Origin of the sequence: Shewanella sp. Choline-02u-19, from assembly GCF_002836205.1 — a bacterium.
GTDB lineage: Bacteria > Pseudomonadota > Gammaproteobacteria > Enterobacterales > Shewanellaceae > Shewanella.
The window spans coordinates 3,554,228-3,570,032 of record NZ_PJBE01000013.1; the positions used below are offsets into that span (position 1 = coordinate 3,554,228).

Annotated in this window: 17 protein-coding genes; 11 read left to right on the forward strand and 6 right to left on the reverse strand. The window is 43.6% G+C overall.

The features are described 5' to 3' along the window. Positions 1-213 precede the first annotated feature (213 nt). Positions 214-516: a hypothetical protein gene (locus CXF83_RS22275; protein WP_101089554.1), complete on the forward strand. Its 303-nt coding sequence runs from the start codon at positions 214-216 to the stop codon at positions 514-516. A gap of 55 nt (positions 517-571) precedes the next feature. On the opposite strand, the gene CXF83_RS22280 is transcribed toward CXF83_RS22275, so the two are convergent. Then, a complete protein-coding gene (locus tag CXF83_RS22280) occupies positions 572-1,705 on the reverse strand; it encodes an aminotransferase class V-fold PLP-dependent enzyme (RefSeq protein WP_101089555.1) in 1,134 nt (377 codons plus the stop codon). A 1-nt stretch (position 1,706) separates the two neighbouring features. Next, positions 1,707-2,882 carry a PrnB family protein gene (locus CXF83_RS22285; protein ID WP_101089556.1) on the reverse strand — a complete coding sequence of 392 codons (1,176 nt, stop codon included), beginning with the start codon at positions 2,880-2,882 and terminating at the stop codon, positions 1,707-1,709. A 165-nt stretch (positions 2,883-3,047) separates the two neighbouring features. Here CXF83_RS22285 and CXF83_RS22290 point away from each other — a divergent pair, with 165 nt between their 5' ends. The 5 genes from CXF83_RS22290 to CXF83_RS22310 all read left to right on the forward strand — a co-directional run bounded on the left by CXF83_RS22290 (position 3,048) and on the right by CXF83_RS22310 (position 7,040). Further along, positions 3,048-3,500: an Lrp/AsnC family transcriptional regulator gene (locus tag CXF83_RS22290; RefSeq protein WP_101089557.1), complete on the forward strand. Its 453-nt coding sequence runs from the start codon at positions 3,048-3,050 to the stop codon at positions 3,498-3,500. 123 nt (positions 3,501-3,623) lie between these two features. Beyond that, positions 3,624-4,226 carry a TetR/AcrR family transcriptional regulator gene (locus CXF83_RS22295; RefSeq protein WP_101089558.1) on the forward strand — a complete coding sequence of 201 codons (603 nt, stop codon included), beginning with the start codon at positions 3,624-3,626 and terminating at the stop codon, positions 4,224-4,226. A gap of 123 nt (positions 4,227-4,349) precedes the next feature. Beyond that, the gene (locus tag CXF83_RS22300) at positions 4,350-5,507 is read left to right on the forward strand and encodes an iron-containing alcohol dehydrogenase (RefSeq protein WP_101089559.1); all 1,158 of its coding nucleotides are present in this window, start codon (positions 4,350-4,352) and stop codon (positions 5,505-5,507) included. A 119-nt stretch (positions 5,508-5,626) separates the two neighbouring features. Further along, complete coding sequence (locus CXF83_RS22305; protein ID WP_101089560.1) at positions 5,627-6,304, forward strand: type 1 glutamine amidotransferase domain-containing protein; 678 nt, start codon at positions 5,627-5,629, stop codon at positions 6,302-6,304. Positions 6,305-6,416: 112 nt separating this feature from the next. Beyond that, complete coding sequence (locus tag CXF83_RS22310) at positions 6,417-7,040, forward strand: glutathione S-transferase family protein (protein WP_101089561.1); 624 nt, start codon at positions 6,417-6,419, stop codon at positions 7,038-7,040. A 125-nt stretch (positions 7,041-7,165) separates the two neighbouring features. Here CXF83_RS22310 and CXF83_RS22315 read toward each other — a convergent pair whose 3' ends face one another. Continuing rightward, positions 7,166-7,738, reverse strand: coding sequence for an MliC family protein (locus CXF83_RS22315; RefSeq protein WP_232775178.1), 573 nt, complete (start codon positions 7,736-7,738; stop codon positions 7,166-7,168). A gap of 297 nt (positions 7,739-8,035) precedes the next feature. Here CXF83_RS22315 and CXF83_RS22320 point away from each other — a divergent pair, with 297 nt between their 5' ends. From CXF83_RS22320 to glnG, 3 genes are all read left to right on the forward strand, one after another. After that, positions 8,036-8,554: a DUF4124 domain-containing protein gene (locus tag CXF83_RS22320; protein WP_101089563.1), complete on the forward strand. Its 519-nt coding sequence runs from the start codon at positions 8,036-8,038 to the stop codon at positions 8,552-8,554. Positions 8,555-8,733: 179 nt separating this feature from the next. Further along, positions 8,734-9,774, forward strand: coding sequence for a nitrogen regulation protein NR(II) (gene glnL, locus CXF83_RS22325; RefSeq protein WP_101089564.1), 1,041 nt, complete (start codon positions 8,734-8,736; stop codon positions 9,772-9,774). 17 nt (positions 9,775-9,791) lie between these two features. Continuing rightward, positions 9,792-11,201, forward strand: coding sequence for a nitrogen regulation protein NR(I) (gene glnG / locus CXF83_RS22330; RefSeq protein WP_101089565.1), 1,410 nt, complete (start codon positions 9,792-9,794; stop codon positions 11,199-11,201). Positions 11,202-11,292: 91 nt separating this feature from the next. Here the strand turns inward: glnG and CXF83_RS22335 are convergent, their stop codons facing one another. The 3 genes from CXF83_RS22335 to CXF83_RS22345 form a co-directional block, all read right to left on the reverse strand. Next, complete coding sequence (locus CXF83_RS22335) at positions 11,293-11,847, reverse strand: porin family protein (protein WP_101089566.1); 555 nt, start codon at positions 11,845-11,847, stop codon at positions 11,293-11,295. Between the two features lie 171 nt (positions 11,848-12,018). Continuing rightward, on the reverse strand, positions 12,019-12,888 hold the full coding sequence (gene fieF, locus CXF83_RS22340) for a cation efflux pump FieF (protein WP_101089567.1): 870 nt from the start codon (positions 12,886-12,888) through the stop codon (positions 12,019-12,021). Positions 12,889-12,995: 107 nt separating this feature from the next. Further along, entirely contained in the window at positions 12,996-13,481 is a 486-nt protein-coding gene (locus tag CXF83_RS22345; RefSeq protein WP_101089568.1) for a Spy/CpxP family protein refolding chaperone, read from the reverse strand. A 240-nt stretch (positions 13,482-13,721) separates the two neighbouring features. Between CXF83_RS22345 and CXF83_RS22350 the strand changes: the two genes are divergently transcribed. After that, positions 13,722-14,405 (forward strand): response regulator, encoded by a 684-nt coding sequence (locus CXF83_RS22350; RefSeq protein WP_101089569.1) that lies wholly within the window; start codon positions 13,722-13,724, stop codon positions 14,403-14,405. Next, on the forward strand, positions 14,406-15,776 hold the full coding sequence (locus tag CXF83_RS22355) for an ATP-binding protein (protein ID WP_101089570.1): 1,371 nt from the start codon (positions 14,406-14,408) through the stop codon (positions 15,774-15,776). It abuts the gene before it with no gap. The last annotated feature ends 29 nt before the right edge of the window (positions 15,777-15,805 follow it).

The following is a 15,805-nucleotide window of genomic DNA, read 5'->3' on the forward strand; positions in this document are numbered from 1 at the left end:
ATCAATAATGTTAAATAGGCAACCTAGAATAATTAATTGAATTTGTCGGCGACTACTCAATAAGAACAAGACAACAAATATTAGTGTCAGCTTAAATAAGTACTTATTAAACAACTAATTATGTTAACAACATGCTAATAAAAAGATGGACATTAATTAGTCAAGATGATAAAAACGTGACTTGAGTCACATTTATTTATTCTGGAGAAAATAATGAAAATTACCCTTACCGCCCCACTAATGATGGCAACATTACTCTTCTCTGCAGCAAGCTTCGCAGGAATGAACTCTGTAGCACTATGTAATGATTGCTCTAAAAGCGCGGCGTTAGAAGCCGCAACGGCACTTGAGAATAATAATGTCTATGTGGTCGATTTTGTCAAAAGAACAGCTCAAAAATATGTGTCTGACAGTAAAGGAAACACCATTGCTGCCAATATGAGCCTAGGTGAAATTACCCGCCTGAATCAACAATTTGATTATCGAAAAACGTATCTTCATGCTGTTAAGCACTAATTTAAAAGTGTCCCTATTTGCTCTTTATCCAACGGCTAAAGAGCAATATTATTGGTTACCACCCTGTCGTGCCAACAAGTTCTAATAGGCGCCACATATCAGCTTCATCATTGTATATGTGCGGCGACACTCGTATCCCTTGGCTTCGTGCATCAACACTGATGTTGGCACTTTTTAGCGCTGATAATATCTGTTGCTGCCGATGACCGAAATTTAGGATCATGGTTCCACTGCGTTTATCTTGTTCTCGGGGAGAGACCAGTTCACTGCCAAGCTCATTGGCCACCAGCTCAATCAAATGCTGATTATGCTGGCGTAGCTTTTCTGAACCCAACTGACAAAAATAATCAATGCTATAAGCCGCTATCGCATAAGGCGCTACAGACGGTGTCCCGCCCCAAAACTTAAGCGCGCTTTTATGGTATCTAAAATCATGAATATCGAATTCAAACGGATTTTCATGACTAAACCAACCTACGTCCTTAGGCTGACAATCTGCAATATGCTGACGGTTAACCCAAAGGTAAGCCGCTCCAGGGCCACCACATAACCATTTAACACTGGAGCCAATCATAAAGTCAGCCTGCAGAGCCCCTAAATCTACCGGCACCACACCCGCTGACTGAGCGATATCAATCAGTGTGAGTACACCTCTCGATTTTGCTGCCGCAACAATGTCATCGACTGGCGATAGCTGCCCAGTATTAGAGTAAGCATGACTCACAAACACCATATCAATATCTGTCGTTAAGTGAGCATCCCATACATTAGCATCGGTAATATCCAGCGCTTTAGGGATAAATCGCAGTTCGCAGTTTTTTGGCAGCGCTTTTTTGAGTGCAAAACCCATGCTGGGGAAATCAATCTCACTCATTAAGATCACGGTATCATCACGTTGCAATGAATCAACGGACATCACCAATTTGGTCAATGCGCTCGATAGATTAACTTGCGGACAGAACTCGCTCGCAGGGGCATTAAACATTCTCGATAAACCATCGGTAAATCGCTCAATAATGCCAAGCCAATCTCTCCAAGGCTCAATACCAGACTCTTGCCAAGGTGTGAAAAACTGTTGCTTAAAATCAGCCTCAGCCGTTTGAAGCGGCCTGCCAACTGAATGGTTCAATAAGTAACTTCCAGGCGCGAGCATAAAATCTTTTTTATAGTCATGGTTAAAATCCCCCATATCAACGAGCCTCTAAGCTTGCAGTGAGCGATTTAATATCGTCATATCGCGTCTTGATATCACTGCGGCATGCCGCAGACCGCCTATCTCGTAGTTTTTCCAGCGCATTAAGCAACACTGGTAATGGCGGGCCACTCGCGGTAACTTTATCCATATGTTGCTGCTCCATCGTTTGAGAAGGGATAGCAATATACTTATTTACTAATTCATTGTGATGCTGAATCGCTGTTTCACCGTGCAATCTACACACCTCTAGAAACAGCCTTACGTTTTCTTTAAACCAGGCTTCATGGTGCAAATGCCGCAGCGCTAACAACTCGTCCATAAAGCTAGAACGACGCATACAGTCACGCAAAATGCGTTGATCTTCTGGCATCATATACAGAAACTTATCAACCAACATTTGTGAATATCCAGCTTCGTTGGCAGCGCACAACCCTAAAAGCATATCGATGACATTGATACCGGCAAAATCACCGGCATTTGCACCGCGGTAAACTTGGCTTCCAACACGATAGGGTTTGTAGTACGGCCTCACGCAATAGAAGAAGTCATTAGTATCGAGCTTGTTAAAGAGTTGCTTATTCGACTCTTTTACATCTACGAGCGCTTGCTTGGCGACAACCAGTAAATCGGCGGCAATGGGATGAGAAATTCCTAGAGGTTGTATTTTTAATAATGCGTCTGCTGCACGCTTATAGGCAAGAATACCTTTGGTATTATAATCAACAAACAGCTTTTCAGCGGGCAGGTTAGTAAACCGTTTGTATAGGCCGTTATCAGCGCTGTTATGTGTGGTTAAGTGCGCGGTGGCAAACCTTGGAGTAACACCAATAGAAGCGCCGATATGCATCGCTAAAGCAGAGGCTTCTGTTAATGGTGATACCTGCTCACGAGAGGGCTCGGTTATCTCATGACGGCGACAAGCAGCCATGTACAAGCCTACATTCCCCAGTAAGCCGAACGCGTGGTCAAAGCCTTCGTCGGTATTTCCCTCCGCCAATAATGCCGCGATCATCTCTCGGCCTTCAGCTTCTAACGCTATTTTAAGTGACTCACCAATACCTTCGACATTGGCACGATCAACTTGCGTTGCATATAACAGCTCTAATTGGGTATTGAGCTCCACAAAACGGGTACGGATCCAATGGTCAAAAGCCCGAGTATTCAATGTCATCTAGCGGTTCCTGTTATTGTTATTATTATGTTGAATTAGCCTATCAGGATCTCTAGGGGTAAAATCGTCATTTTCCCTTCTATAACTTCCATTTCAGATCGGATTCCACTATAAATTGACTACATTCGATTGAAATAAACTATAAAACTAAATTCGGAGTTCTCTTTGGACAGTAAAGATCGCAATATTCTCGCTATTTTGCAGCAACAGGGCCGTATTGCCATTTCAGAGTTGGCTGCAAGGTTAAACATGTCTGATACCCCCTGCCTTCGCCGAGTCAGAAAGCTCGAACAGACGGGAGTTATAAGCGGCTATGCGGCACAAATAGAACCTAAAGAGGTCGGGCTCAATGTGGTGGTCTATGCCTTTGTGCGCCTCACAGAAAATTCAGATCATCATGCTGAGCGCTTCGAAACGGCGATGCAAAGTCTGGAGCAAGTGATGGAATGTTCTGTTGTCACCGGGGCGCATGATTATGTTTTAAAAATTGTTGCCAGTGATTTACTTAGCTACGAAAGCTTCGTTAAAAAGTCATTGGGTAGCTTAAATTGTATTGCGGGCATTGAATCAACGGTGGTGCTAAAGCAGAATTTCTCACGAAGCACCCTGCCTTTATAATACTTATAATTTCATATGTTTAATGAAAAATAAATCTAGATTAAATTAAGTATAATGTACTTAAACTGACCCATCGCAAATATTAACTAGACGACCGGTCTAATTGAGCTTAAGATACGGCCTATGAAAATTGAATCCCAACAAACACGTCAGCATATTATTGACTCTGGTTATAGCTTAATTTCGAGTAAAGGCTTCTCGAATGTGGGCTTGTCGCAGATCCTAAAATTTGCCGATGTTCCCAAAGGCTCTTTTTACCATTACTTCAAATCTAAGGAGCTGTTTGGTGAAGAGATCATTAACAGTTACTTCAAGGGATACTTACATAGTATTGATGAACTATTTGACGCCAAAAATGGTTCAGGTCTTGAGCGACTCATGAGCTACTGGCTGCGCTGGCAGGCAACTCAAAGTAATTGCAGCATTGACCAAAAATGCTTAGTAGTTAAGCTCAGTGCCGAAGTTGCAGATCTTTCTGAGTCGATGCGCCTAGCGCTTGATAAAGGCTCATCAGGCGTTATTACGCGTCTTGCCCACTGTATCGAAGCTGGGATCAACGACGGTTCACTTCCAGCGATGCACGCCCAAATTACGGCAGAAACCTTATACCAGCTTTGGTTAGGCGCGAGTTTAAAAAGTAAATTATCACGTGATCCAAATGTGATTGAACGCGTATTGCAAGTAACCAAAGCCCTGTTGGCACAGCCTATATCTCCGCTGAAATAGCCAACAGTTTTATCTCACCCGCCTATGATTAGCGCGGGTATTTTTTTAACTATTTAATAGACGACTGGTCTACTAAATATCTCATACTCATTCGATAATACTTGTCGATAGATAGGAAAGAATATGAACAGTTTTGACTATTACAACCCAACTCATATTAGCTTTGGCGAAGGCAAGATTGCCGAACTGGATAACTTAGTCGCAAAAGATGCAAAAGTATTAATATTGTTTGGCGGCAATAGCGCCAAGAGTACTGGCACGCTAGATGAAGTAAAGGCAGCACTTGGACAGCGTGATGTTGTTGAGTTCGGCGGTATTGAGGCAAACCCAACTTACGAAACATTAATGAAAGCCGTTGAAGTTGTTAAGCAGCAAAATATTGATTTTCTATTGGCGGTCGGTGGCGGCTCTGTTATTGATGGTACTAAGTTTGTCGCTGCTGCAGCCCTATTTGAAGGTGAGCCATGGGATATTCTTTTGAGCTGGGGCGCAAAAGTCACTCAAGCACTGCCATTTGGCACAGTGCTAACCTTGCCAGCCACAGGTTCTGAAATGAATAGTGCTAGCGTTGTTACCCGTAAAGAGTATCAGGCTAAGCTCTCTTTCATGAGCGACCATGTTTATCCAAAGTTTTCTGTTTTAGACCCAAGTAAAACTTTCACTCTACCAGAGCGCCAAGTGGCCAATGGGGTTGTCGATGCCTTTATTCACATCACTGAGCAGTACTTAACCTACCCTGTTAATGCTCCAGTACAAGACCGATTTGCCGAAGGCCTACTTCAAACGTTAATCGAGCTTGGACCTAAAGCCCTCAGCGAACCAAAAGACTTTGATGTTAGAGCCAATCTCATGTGGGTTGCCACAATGGCTTTAAGCGGCGTGATCGGTCGCGGTGTTCCCCATGACTGGGCAACACATATGATTGGCCATGAACTTACCGCTTTATATGACATCGACCACGCTCGCACTATCGCTATCGTGCTGCCCGGTATGCTGGATTGTCGCCGTGAAGGTAAGCAGGAGAAGTTACTGCAATATGCCGATCGCGTTTGGGGCATAGCCCAAGGCACTAACGATGAGATCATCGATGCTGCAATCGCTAAAACACGTGAATTTTTCGAAGCAATGGGCATTAAAACCCGCTTAAGCGACTATGATTTAGATGCCAGCAGTATCGACAAAATCATGGCACAGCTTGAAGCTCATGGCATGACAGCGCTCGGTGAAAAACAAGATGTAGATTTAGCAATGAGTCGCAAAATTTTAGAGCGCAACCTTTAGTCGAGCAAGCGCACTTAAGCTTTAAATATACCCGCTAAAGTGCGCTATCTAACTTATAACGAATACACTTTTGAATATCGTTTTTAACTAAAACGATTAAACATTAAAAAGGATTATAAATGAACGTATTAATGGTACTGACCTCGCACGATAAATTAGGCGATACTGGTTTAAAAACAGGCTTTTGGTTAGAAGAATTTGCCAGCCCTTATTACCGCTTTAAAGACAGCGGTTTTAACGTCACACTAGCATCACCAGCGGGCGGTCAACCACCGCTTGACCCAACCAGCGAGCAGCCAGACTTTCAAACAGCAGCCACTGATAGATTCAATCAAGATAGTGACGCACAAAAGCTGCTAGCGACGACTCAAGTGCTTGCCAACATTAATGCTGAAGATTACGACGCCATTTTCTACCCTGGTGGCCACGGACCATTATGGGATCTGACTAATGACGCTAATTCAATCGCGTTAATTGAAACCTTCTATCAAGCAAGCAAGCCCGTCGGCTTAGTGTGCCATGCTCCCGGCGCACTGAAAAATGTCAAAGCCGCTGATGGTACTCCATTGGTTGCGGGTAAGAAGGTTACTGGCTTTACCAACACCGAAGAAGCTGCCGTGCAGCTTACCGATATCGTGCCTTACCTTGTTGAAGATATGATGATCCAACACGGCGCCCTTTACAGTAAAGGCGATGACTGGGCGAGCTACTTAGCGGTTGATGGTCACCTAATTACGGGCCAAAACCCAGCATCATCTGAAGTGGTTGCCGATGAGATAATCAAGCAGCTTAAATAGCCTATTGCTGTTCAAATAAAGGGGCTTTGCCCCTTTCTATCAATGCTTCCCGTTTTCTCTCACTCTATCCGTTGTCGCCATACCCACGGCGAACAATAGCAAAGGACAGCCAATGATCACCTTGCACCATTTAAACAAATCTCGCTCAAAACGTATTATCTGGTTACTAGAAGAGCTTGGACTAGATTACCAAATCAAAGCTTACCAACGAGATAGCCAAACATTTTTAGCCCCGCCAGAGCTTAAGGCTATTCATCCACTCGGTAAGTCACCGGTGATCGAATATAACCAACAGATTATTGCCGAATCAGGGGCGATCACTGAATATCTTATTGACGCTCACGCGGCAGGAAAGCTAGCGCCAGAGAAAGGCAGTAAAGACTATGTCGAGTATCTCCAGTGGCTACATTTTGCGGAAAGTTCGGCAATGCTGCCATTGTTGCTCAGAATGTTTGTTGCCAAAGATGGTTGCCAAACTAACTTTTTAGAAGGTTACGCCGCTGTTGAAACTGAAAAAGTGCTTAGCTATGTTAATCAGGCCTTAGAGGGTAAGCGCTACCTAGTGGCTGATAAGCTCACTGGTGCAGATATTATGATGTCGTTTATCGTTGAGATGTTAGTTGCCAGCGGTGAGGCAGATAAATACCCAAATATTGCCGCTTACGCAAAACAGTTGAACCAGCATGCCAATAGCGCTAAAGCGGGTGAAATTGAACAGCAATATGACAACAGTTAGCAGTTCTTAGACTAAGTTAACCGATTACAAAAAAGGCAGCCTATAGGCTGCCTTTATGTTTACTGAATTCATGAACTAAAACGATTGAGCTATGGTGCTTAACGCAAGATATCACCTCTGCAGCGCTAGCGAATTTTACAAATAGAGTGCTTATCAAAATAACGGACGCTTGCTTCGCCATGATGTTCCCAAAACTCAAAGTTTGCCCCTTGATATTTAGCACCACTGCCACTGGGTACATTCGTCGCCAGCAGTTGTTGCTCATCAAAGGTAAAAACAGCCGTGACTGGATCTAACTGGGTATAAAAAACAGCAGTAATTGGTGGGAAACCCTCACAATCAAACAGAACACCCGCAGGGACCTCTAATAATCCACCTTGGATTTGTAACTCTATAATCCGACTTTGATAGTTTTGCACCACACACTCACGCACACTTACACTTTGTGCTTTCCAGCAGTCATTACGGCCTTTTATCCAGCCTCTTTGCATCGCTTTGGGTTGTTCTTCTGTAGGGATGCTTTTCAAAGCTTGTTTATATACTGTCGCTATTGTTCTATCTAATGATGCTAGCTCATCATCTTGGCAGATCAGATGCTCTACTGCACCACTGGCCTTATTACAGTCAAAACTAGGCGATGCCGCTAAAGTTGAAAAACTGCTCATGCTGACCAACACCAGAAATAAAATTTTATTCAAAGCCATCATCCACCTCAAACTATACTGTAAAAATTAGCATTATAACGACTCGCTGCAATCCGTCATATCGAGCTCTACTATTGGTATTATACTTAGACCAACAACATTGCCACAATTAAGGGGAAATATGGATCTGCTCACTGTGCAGTTAACACCTACATTAGCATATAAGCACCGACCTTAGGTTCACAACCTGGATTGCTTAGACAAATGCATAATTATCGTCAATAAAATTCATGATTTATTATTGAAAAGACGCTAGTCTGAGAGAGCAAACGTGCCACAAAGGAACTCACTATGCGCCTAGGTTTTTTGGTTTTAATGCTGCTTGTCAGCCCATTTATCCATGCGACAGTATACAAATGGGTAGATCAGGACGGTAAAATACATTTTTCCGATCAGCCCGTAAAAAATGCTGAAGTCGTTGAGTTTAACAAGAACACCGAGAACCAAATAAAACTTCCCCCGCCTCCCAGTCCATCAAATAGTCATTTATCTCCTACTGGCGATAAGATTAATTACCGCATGCGTATCGCCTCTCCTAACGAAGAAGAAACGGTAAGAAGTAATGAAGGTAATATTTCAATCGCACTGCAGATTGAACCTGAACTTGCTCCCTCACATCTATTAGTGCTGTTTATGGACGGTAAGCAACAAAGTGATGCTCAACAAAGCGGTTTGTTCCAAGTGAATAATGTCGACCGCGGTGAACATACTTTTATTATCAAAGCACTAACACAAGACGGCAAACTACTTGCATCAACTCTCCCAAGGAAAATTTTTCTTCACCGGACAATACAGAATAGAGCAAGATAATGTCTGCTCTCATTCGCGAATAATTAGTTAACACGAATAAATACATTCACTTAACTAGTTTAGCTTAATGTTATTGCTCCGATGAAGTCGAGTTGCAGACCGCACCACTTTGGTGCACCATAGTGGTGCAACTAAGTTAGAATCCCAAAATGGTGCAACTGATTAAGGCGGAGTAGCAGATGGATACAGGTTTATTGCTCAATCACTTAGTGACTGCAGTGCTCGTTATCAATGATGAGCTGGAACTGCTTTACACTAATGTTGCTACTGAGCAGCTTTTGGGCGTTAGCAATAACAAGCTACTTGAACTGAGTTTGCCTGAGCATTATCAAACATTGGCCGTTGATCTTCCTATGCTGCAATTAGCAATTAAAAATAACCAAGGACTGACCGTTAATACCGTTTCACTGGTCACTCTCGATGGTCAACAACACACTGTCGATGTCACCCTAACACCGATAGAACAAGAGCATGGTCAGGCCTTATTAGAGCTACGACAGGTCGATCAACAAAGGCGTATCCACCAGCAATTAACTCAAGATGCACAGCAACAAGCCGCTCAATTTCTAGTGCGAAACCTCGCACATGAAATAAAAAACCCGTTAGCTGGACTAAGAGGGGCTGCGCAGCTGTTATCTCGAGAGCTTGAAGAGGCTGAACTCAGAGAGTTTACCGACTTGATTATTGAACAAGCAGATCGTTTAAGAGGGTTAGTAGACCGGTTATTAGGCCCACAAAAGCCAACACAGCACCGTCTTTATAATATCCATGAAGTGGTACATAAAGTATTACAACTGGTCAATTTAACCCTGCCTGACAATGTTACCTTGTTGCAAGATTATGATCCTTCGATCCCTGATATTGAAATGGATCCAGACCAACTGCAACAGGTTGTGCTAAATATTGTGCAAAATGCGGTGCAAGCACTCGATATGACCGGCGGTAATATCCGCATAAAAACGCGCACTCAGCATCAAATAACGATTGGTACACAACGACATAAATTAGTGTTGATGCTATCAGTAATCGATAACGGTCCAGGCATTAACCCCGACTTAATAGATACGCTGTTTTATCCCATGGTCACAGGCCGTGAACAAGGTTCAGGCCTAGGATTATCGATTGCGCATAACTTTGCCCGATTGCACGGCGGCCGAATTGAATGTGACTCTTCTGTTGGACGCACCGAGTTCACCATCACTCTACCCATCAATAGCTAAATGAGGAAAACAACAACATGACTGAACAAGTATGGGTCCTCGATGATGATAGTTCTATTCGCTGGGTGCTTGAAAAATCATTACAAGGCGCCAAGCTCAGCAGTGCCAGTTTTGCCGCTGCCGAGTCATTGTGGGATGCCCTTGAAACAGCGCAGCCCAAAGTGATTGTGTCTGACATTCGCATGCCAGGTACCGACGGCTTAACGCTACTAGAACGTCTACAAACCCATTATCCACATATTCCCGTTATCATTATGACCGCCCACTCCGACCTTGATAGCGCAGTCAGTGCTTATCAAGCAGGCGCATTTGAGTACCTGCCTAAGCCGTTTGATATTGATGAAGCCATCTCCCTCGTTGAACGCGCGATTACGCACGCTAACGAACAAAGTAATAGCAGTGCACCTGCAGAACCCGTTGTTGCCACTCCCGAAATAATTGGTGAAGCGCCGGCAATGCAAGAAGTTTTTAGAGCCATAGGTCGATTATCACGCTCATCGATTAGCGTACTGATTAATGGTCAATCGGGTACCGGTAAAGAGCTGGTCGCCAGTGCATTACACAAGCACAGTCCCCGAAAAGGTAAGCCCTTCATTGCAATTAATATGGCGGCGATCCCTAAAGATTTAATCGAGTCGGAGCTGTTTGGCCATGAAAAAGGCGCCTTTACTGGCGCTGGAAATGTTCGCCAAGGTCGATTTGAACAAGCAAATGGTGGCACACTCTTTTTAGATGAAATTGGTGACATGCCTTTGGATGTACAAACTCGTTTGTTACGAGTGCTAGCCGATGGTCAGTTCTATCGCGTAGGCGGTCACTCTCCCGTACAGGTTGATGTGCGTATTATTGCTGCAACGCACCAAAATTTAGAACAACTCGTGCAAGCAGGCGGCTTTAGAGAGGATTTGTTTCATCGTTTGAATGTGATCAGAGTGCATCTGCCGCCGTTATCGCAACGACGAGAAGACATTGCCCAGCTCGCACGTCACTTTTTAGTTATCGCAGCAAAAGAGATCGATGTAGAGCCCAAAATTCTGACGAAGGAAACAGCCAATAAGCTAGCAACACTGCCTTGGCCTGGTAATGTTCGTCAGCTAGAAAACACTTGTCGTTGGTTAACCGTGATGGCGTCTGGACAAGAAATTTTGCCACAAGATCTGCCTCCAGAACTGCTAGAGGAACCCGCAGTATCTCACGACCAACACACTGGCACTGCCGACTGGGAAGCTGCATTAAAACGTTGGATAGATCAGCGCTTAGCAGAGGGTGAAAGTAACTTGCTCACTGAAGTGCAGCCCGCTTTTGAACGGATATTGCTAGAAACAGCCCTAAAACACACCAATGGCCATAAACAAGAAGCTGCTAAACGTTTAGGCTGGGGGCGTAATACTTTAACTCGTAAACTGAAAGAGTTGGCGATGGAATAAAGAGCAGCACCAGAGTGTGACACTAAAAAAGGATATCGTTTGATATCCTTTTTATATTTCAGTGTTGCGCTCTAATACGCTCTAGCATTGACTAGAACTGGTAATGCATACCTAAGGTCACGTTTGACAAATCGATGTCAAAATCACTGGCACCAAAATCATCTGAATCCAGATCTGCTGAGGTATAATCGTATCCTAAACGGATATTGAGATTGTTAGTCAGCGCTGCGTTAACACCGGCACCCGCAGTCAAACCAACGCCTGTGTAATCTACATCACGAAATACACCGTCCATGATTACCGCTACAGACGCTACACCCACTTTACCGTATAAAGAAAATGTATCGTTGATAACCCATGTGAACTTAGGTGCAACAGAAAATGAAGCTGCATAAACATCAACAAAATCTTCATCGACGAAGTTATTAGTAATATAAAGAGTGCCTTCTAGACCGAACCACTCATTGAAGTTGTATCCACCATAAGCACCATAGCTTTGGCCTGATTCGGAGTCGCCCTCAACATCAGCGGAAAATGCGCCAATTTGACCACCCACATATGCTCCAATGCGATCCGTCTCTGCAGAAGCAATATTTGAAGCCGCCAACCCTAAAACAGCTAACGCTACAATTGATAATTTTTTCATGATGATTCCCTTACATCGTTTTAATGCGAAGGAATTTAGCACAGTAAAGATACAAATTGCGACAACTATGTTTAAGTAATTATATTAACTACCTATTTACAACAAACAAAGAACCAAGAGATAACCATCAGCACAAAACACTCAGCGTTTTTACTTGTCATCCATCAATAATTACACTGGATCTTGGTGAATAATCACCTCAGCATAGTTAAACTCTCGCCGGATCCGAATGGACGTTTCAACGGCTATGGTATGAGCCTGTTCCAAGCTCAGCGAGCCATCTAACTCCAAATGAAATTGAATAAACATGGTCTTACCCGACTCTCTTGTTCTGAGATCATGGATGCCCCTAACTTGAAGATCAAGGATCGCGATCTCGGTGATTTTATCTCGAGTTTCATCATCTAGCTCTCTGTCTAACAGTGACTGTACCGACTTATACGCTAAACCAATCGCTTGTTGGCCAATGAAAAGTGCAATCAGCACAGCAAATAAGCCATCGGCCCACCACCAGCCATATTGTGATAAAACCAATGCCAATAACACTGCAGCATTCAAGAACAAATCCGACTTATAATGCAACGCATCAGCCTCGACTATCGTGCTTGAGGTAGCTGCCAAGGCTCTTTTCTGCAGCATCACTAGAGCGAAGGTAAGCACTATCGCGATAATCGACACAATCACACCGAGAGTGGCATGCTTTACTTCAATAGGGTTGATGAGTCGCTCCCCCCCATGGAAAAGCAGTAAAAATGCAGAACCTAGAATAAATGCAGATTGGGCAAGTGCTGCTAACGGTTCAGCTTTACCATGGCCGTACCGATGATCTTGATCGGCGGGAACTATCGCATAGCGGATGGCAATAAAGTTAACGATAGACGCCAAAGCATCAGCAAAAGAGTCTGTTAAAGATGCCAGCATACTGGCTGAGCCAGAATACATCCATGCGGCTAACTTTATGGTGATTAGGGTTAAGGCTGTAGCAACCGCTGCGCGGCTGGCAAGCTTCACCCAAAAATCATATTGGGAAGTGTCATTCATAAGATCGATTTACAAGTAAAGTAAGGGAAGTCCAGATCTTAAGTTTATATCAAACTGAGGGGGAAAACTGATGATCCCCCTCATGTTTAATATCGATCATATGTAAATCATCTTTTGTGGTGTTTGTTTTTGGCAAAACGTTGCTCAAATTTCTGTTGCTGCTCAGGTGTCAGCAGTTGATAAACCTCGTTTTGCAGTTTCATCATATTGACTGCTTTTTGTTGACGCGCTTCCTGCTTAGCCATTAATGCTTGCTTCACCTCTGCCTCATTGAAATTAGCAGCAGTGATAAATGCTAGCATCTGTGTTTTTTGCGCTGCACGCTCCTCTTTCGAAGGACGGTTTAGCTCCATCTCTTCACGATGCGAACTCAATATGGCTTTGACTTGAGTTTTTTGTTCATCAGATAAATCTAAACCGCGGAACATTTTACGCATTTTATCATGATGCCCGCCACGCTCACCTTTCATCTGATGATACTCTTGCTGGTTATGGTGTTTAGACTGTTCATCCGCGGCACGCACTGTAACAGTGAGTAATGTGGTACTTGCCACTAACGCCAATAATCCTGCTTTTAAAGTATTCTTTTTCATATGCTGCCTCTTTTAAATTCGATTTAGCGTGGTTACGCTAAGCTGTTTTCGACGCTTACCAGTGTAACCATTGCAATGTAAGCGAGGGTTTAGCTTACGTAAAACACTGTAAAGCTGACGCAGTAAACCTAAATGCCGACGACATGACTAAATGACCTTTACATTGAATTACACTGCTAAACAGCAATTGACATCAAACAAGGTATACTCCTGATATTGAGCGTAATAAAAAGGGTTAGCATGAGCCGTATACTGTTGATAGATGATGACTTAGGTCTTTCTGAATTACTGGCACAACTATTAGAACTAGAAGGGTTTGAACTGACATTAGCCCATGATGGCCAGGCAGGACTCGAGCTCGCATTACAACAAACATTTGATCTCATCTTGCTCGATGTGATGCTACCTAAACTCAATGGTTTTGAAGTATTACGTGCACTGCGTACCAAGAAGCAAACTCCGGTATTGATGTTAACGGCACGAGGCGATGAAATAGACAGAGTCGTTGGCCTTGAGATTGGCGCAGATGACTACCTCCCAAAACCATTCAATGATCGCGAACTCGTCGCACGTATTCGCGCCATTATCAGACGCACGAATATTAAACCTAATGACAATACTCAAACAATACAGTCCTTTGGTGATCTCAGTCTAGATCCTGCTCGTCAAGAGGTGCATTGTCAGGAACTGCTTATCATTCTGACCGGAACTGAATTTAGTTTACTGTTTGAGTTAGTACAACATGCCGGTGAGCTCGCGTCTAAAGAGACACTCAGTGAAAAAGTGCTGGGAAAGAAGCTGATGCCATTTGATCGTAGTTTAGACATGCATCTGTCTAACTTACGTAAAAAGATGCCTGAACGTATTGATGGTCGTCCACGAGTTAAAACGATTCGTGGCAAAGGTTATATCTGGTTACCTTAAATGTCATTGAGAAAAAGTCCCAACAATATTTTTGTAAAGTTACTGCTCGGCTTTTGGTTATGTAGCTCATTGATCATAGCCCTCATCGGTTTGCTGCCGCTATTACAGCAAAACCATGACCAGTCAGAGTTACCTCCTCGCCTCGAGAGCATGTTAGCAAAGCTGGCACAGAAGATCATTGACTCACCCCAAGTAATGCAACCCGATAGGATGAAGCGCTTGAGCCGCTTCAAACAGAGAGATGGTCGCCCGGTAAGGATCTACCTTGTCGATGAAAACTCACGTGTGCTCAATACTCATAAACCTTCACGAGCTCTACGTCGGTTTATGCTGATGGCTGATGAAGCCGGTAAACCAATAAAGCATCAATTCAGAGATGAGCTGTTATTTGGTCCATATGAGTTTAAAGCAGAAGGTAAGCAATACGCTTTATATGGTCGTTTACCCGAGCATCACCCTCGACCTTGGTTTTTCTTTTTTATTGATAACAAAATCCTCACCTTAAGTATTGCAATTTTATTGTCAGGCTTGCTCTGCGGACTTTTTGCCTGGCATCTAGGCAAACCTTTACGTTCACTAAAAAGCAGTGCTGACGCCTTAGCTAATGGTGATTTAAGCAGCCGTGTCGACAGTGCAACAGCCAAGCGTAATGATGAAATTGGACAGCTTGCTCAAGCATTTAACGGGATGGCAGATTCTGTTGAAGATATGGTCAAAAGCCAACAGCGATTGATAAGCGATATCTCACATGAACTCAGAACACCATTGACTAGGCTCAAGCTATCACTGGCGCTAAGCCGTAAAAAAGGTCAAGAAACCCAAGAAACACAGCGAATAGAGTACGAAGCGGATTTGTTGGAACAGATGATTGCCGAGTTACTAGAACTGTCACGGGTTAAGCTCAATGCCAGCGAGTCTAAGCGCAACTTAGAACTTGCAGAGGCCTTAAGTCAGGTGCTAGATGATGCCGATTTTGAGGCTCAACAACAAAACAAACAGCTACATATTGATATCGATGAATCGATACGAGTGCCGCTTTACCCTAGGCCACTGTCTAGGGCGGTAGAGAACTTGCTGCGTAATGCGATTCGATATGCAACTTCACAAATTACTATTCAAGCTTCAATTACAGGTCAATTAATTAAACTTGAAATTATCGATGATGGACCCGGGATCCCAGATACTGCCGACTTAGAAGCTATTTTTAAACCCTTCTATCGTCCGCAATCTGCAAGAGATAGAGAGTCTGGCGGATGGGGCTTAGGCTTAGCAATTGCTGAAGCTGCGGTGACTGCGCATCAAGGTCAGATAAAAGCTGAAAACGGCTCCCCCACGGGTCTTAAAATTACCATAACATTGCCCTTGGCGTAAACGGGACTCCATACCCATATGACTTGGGT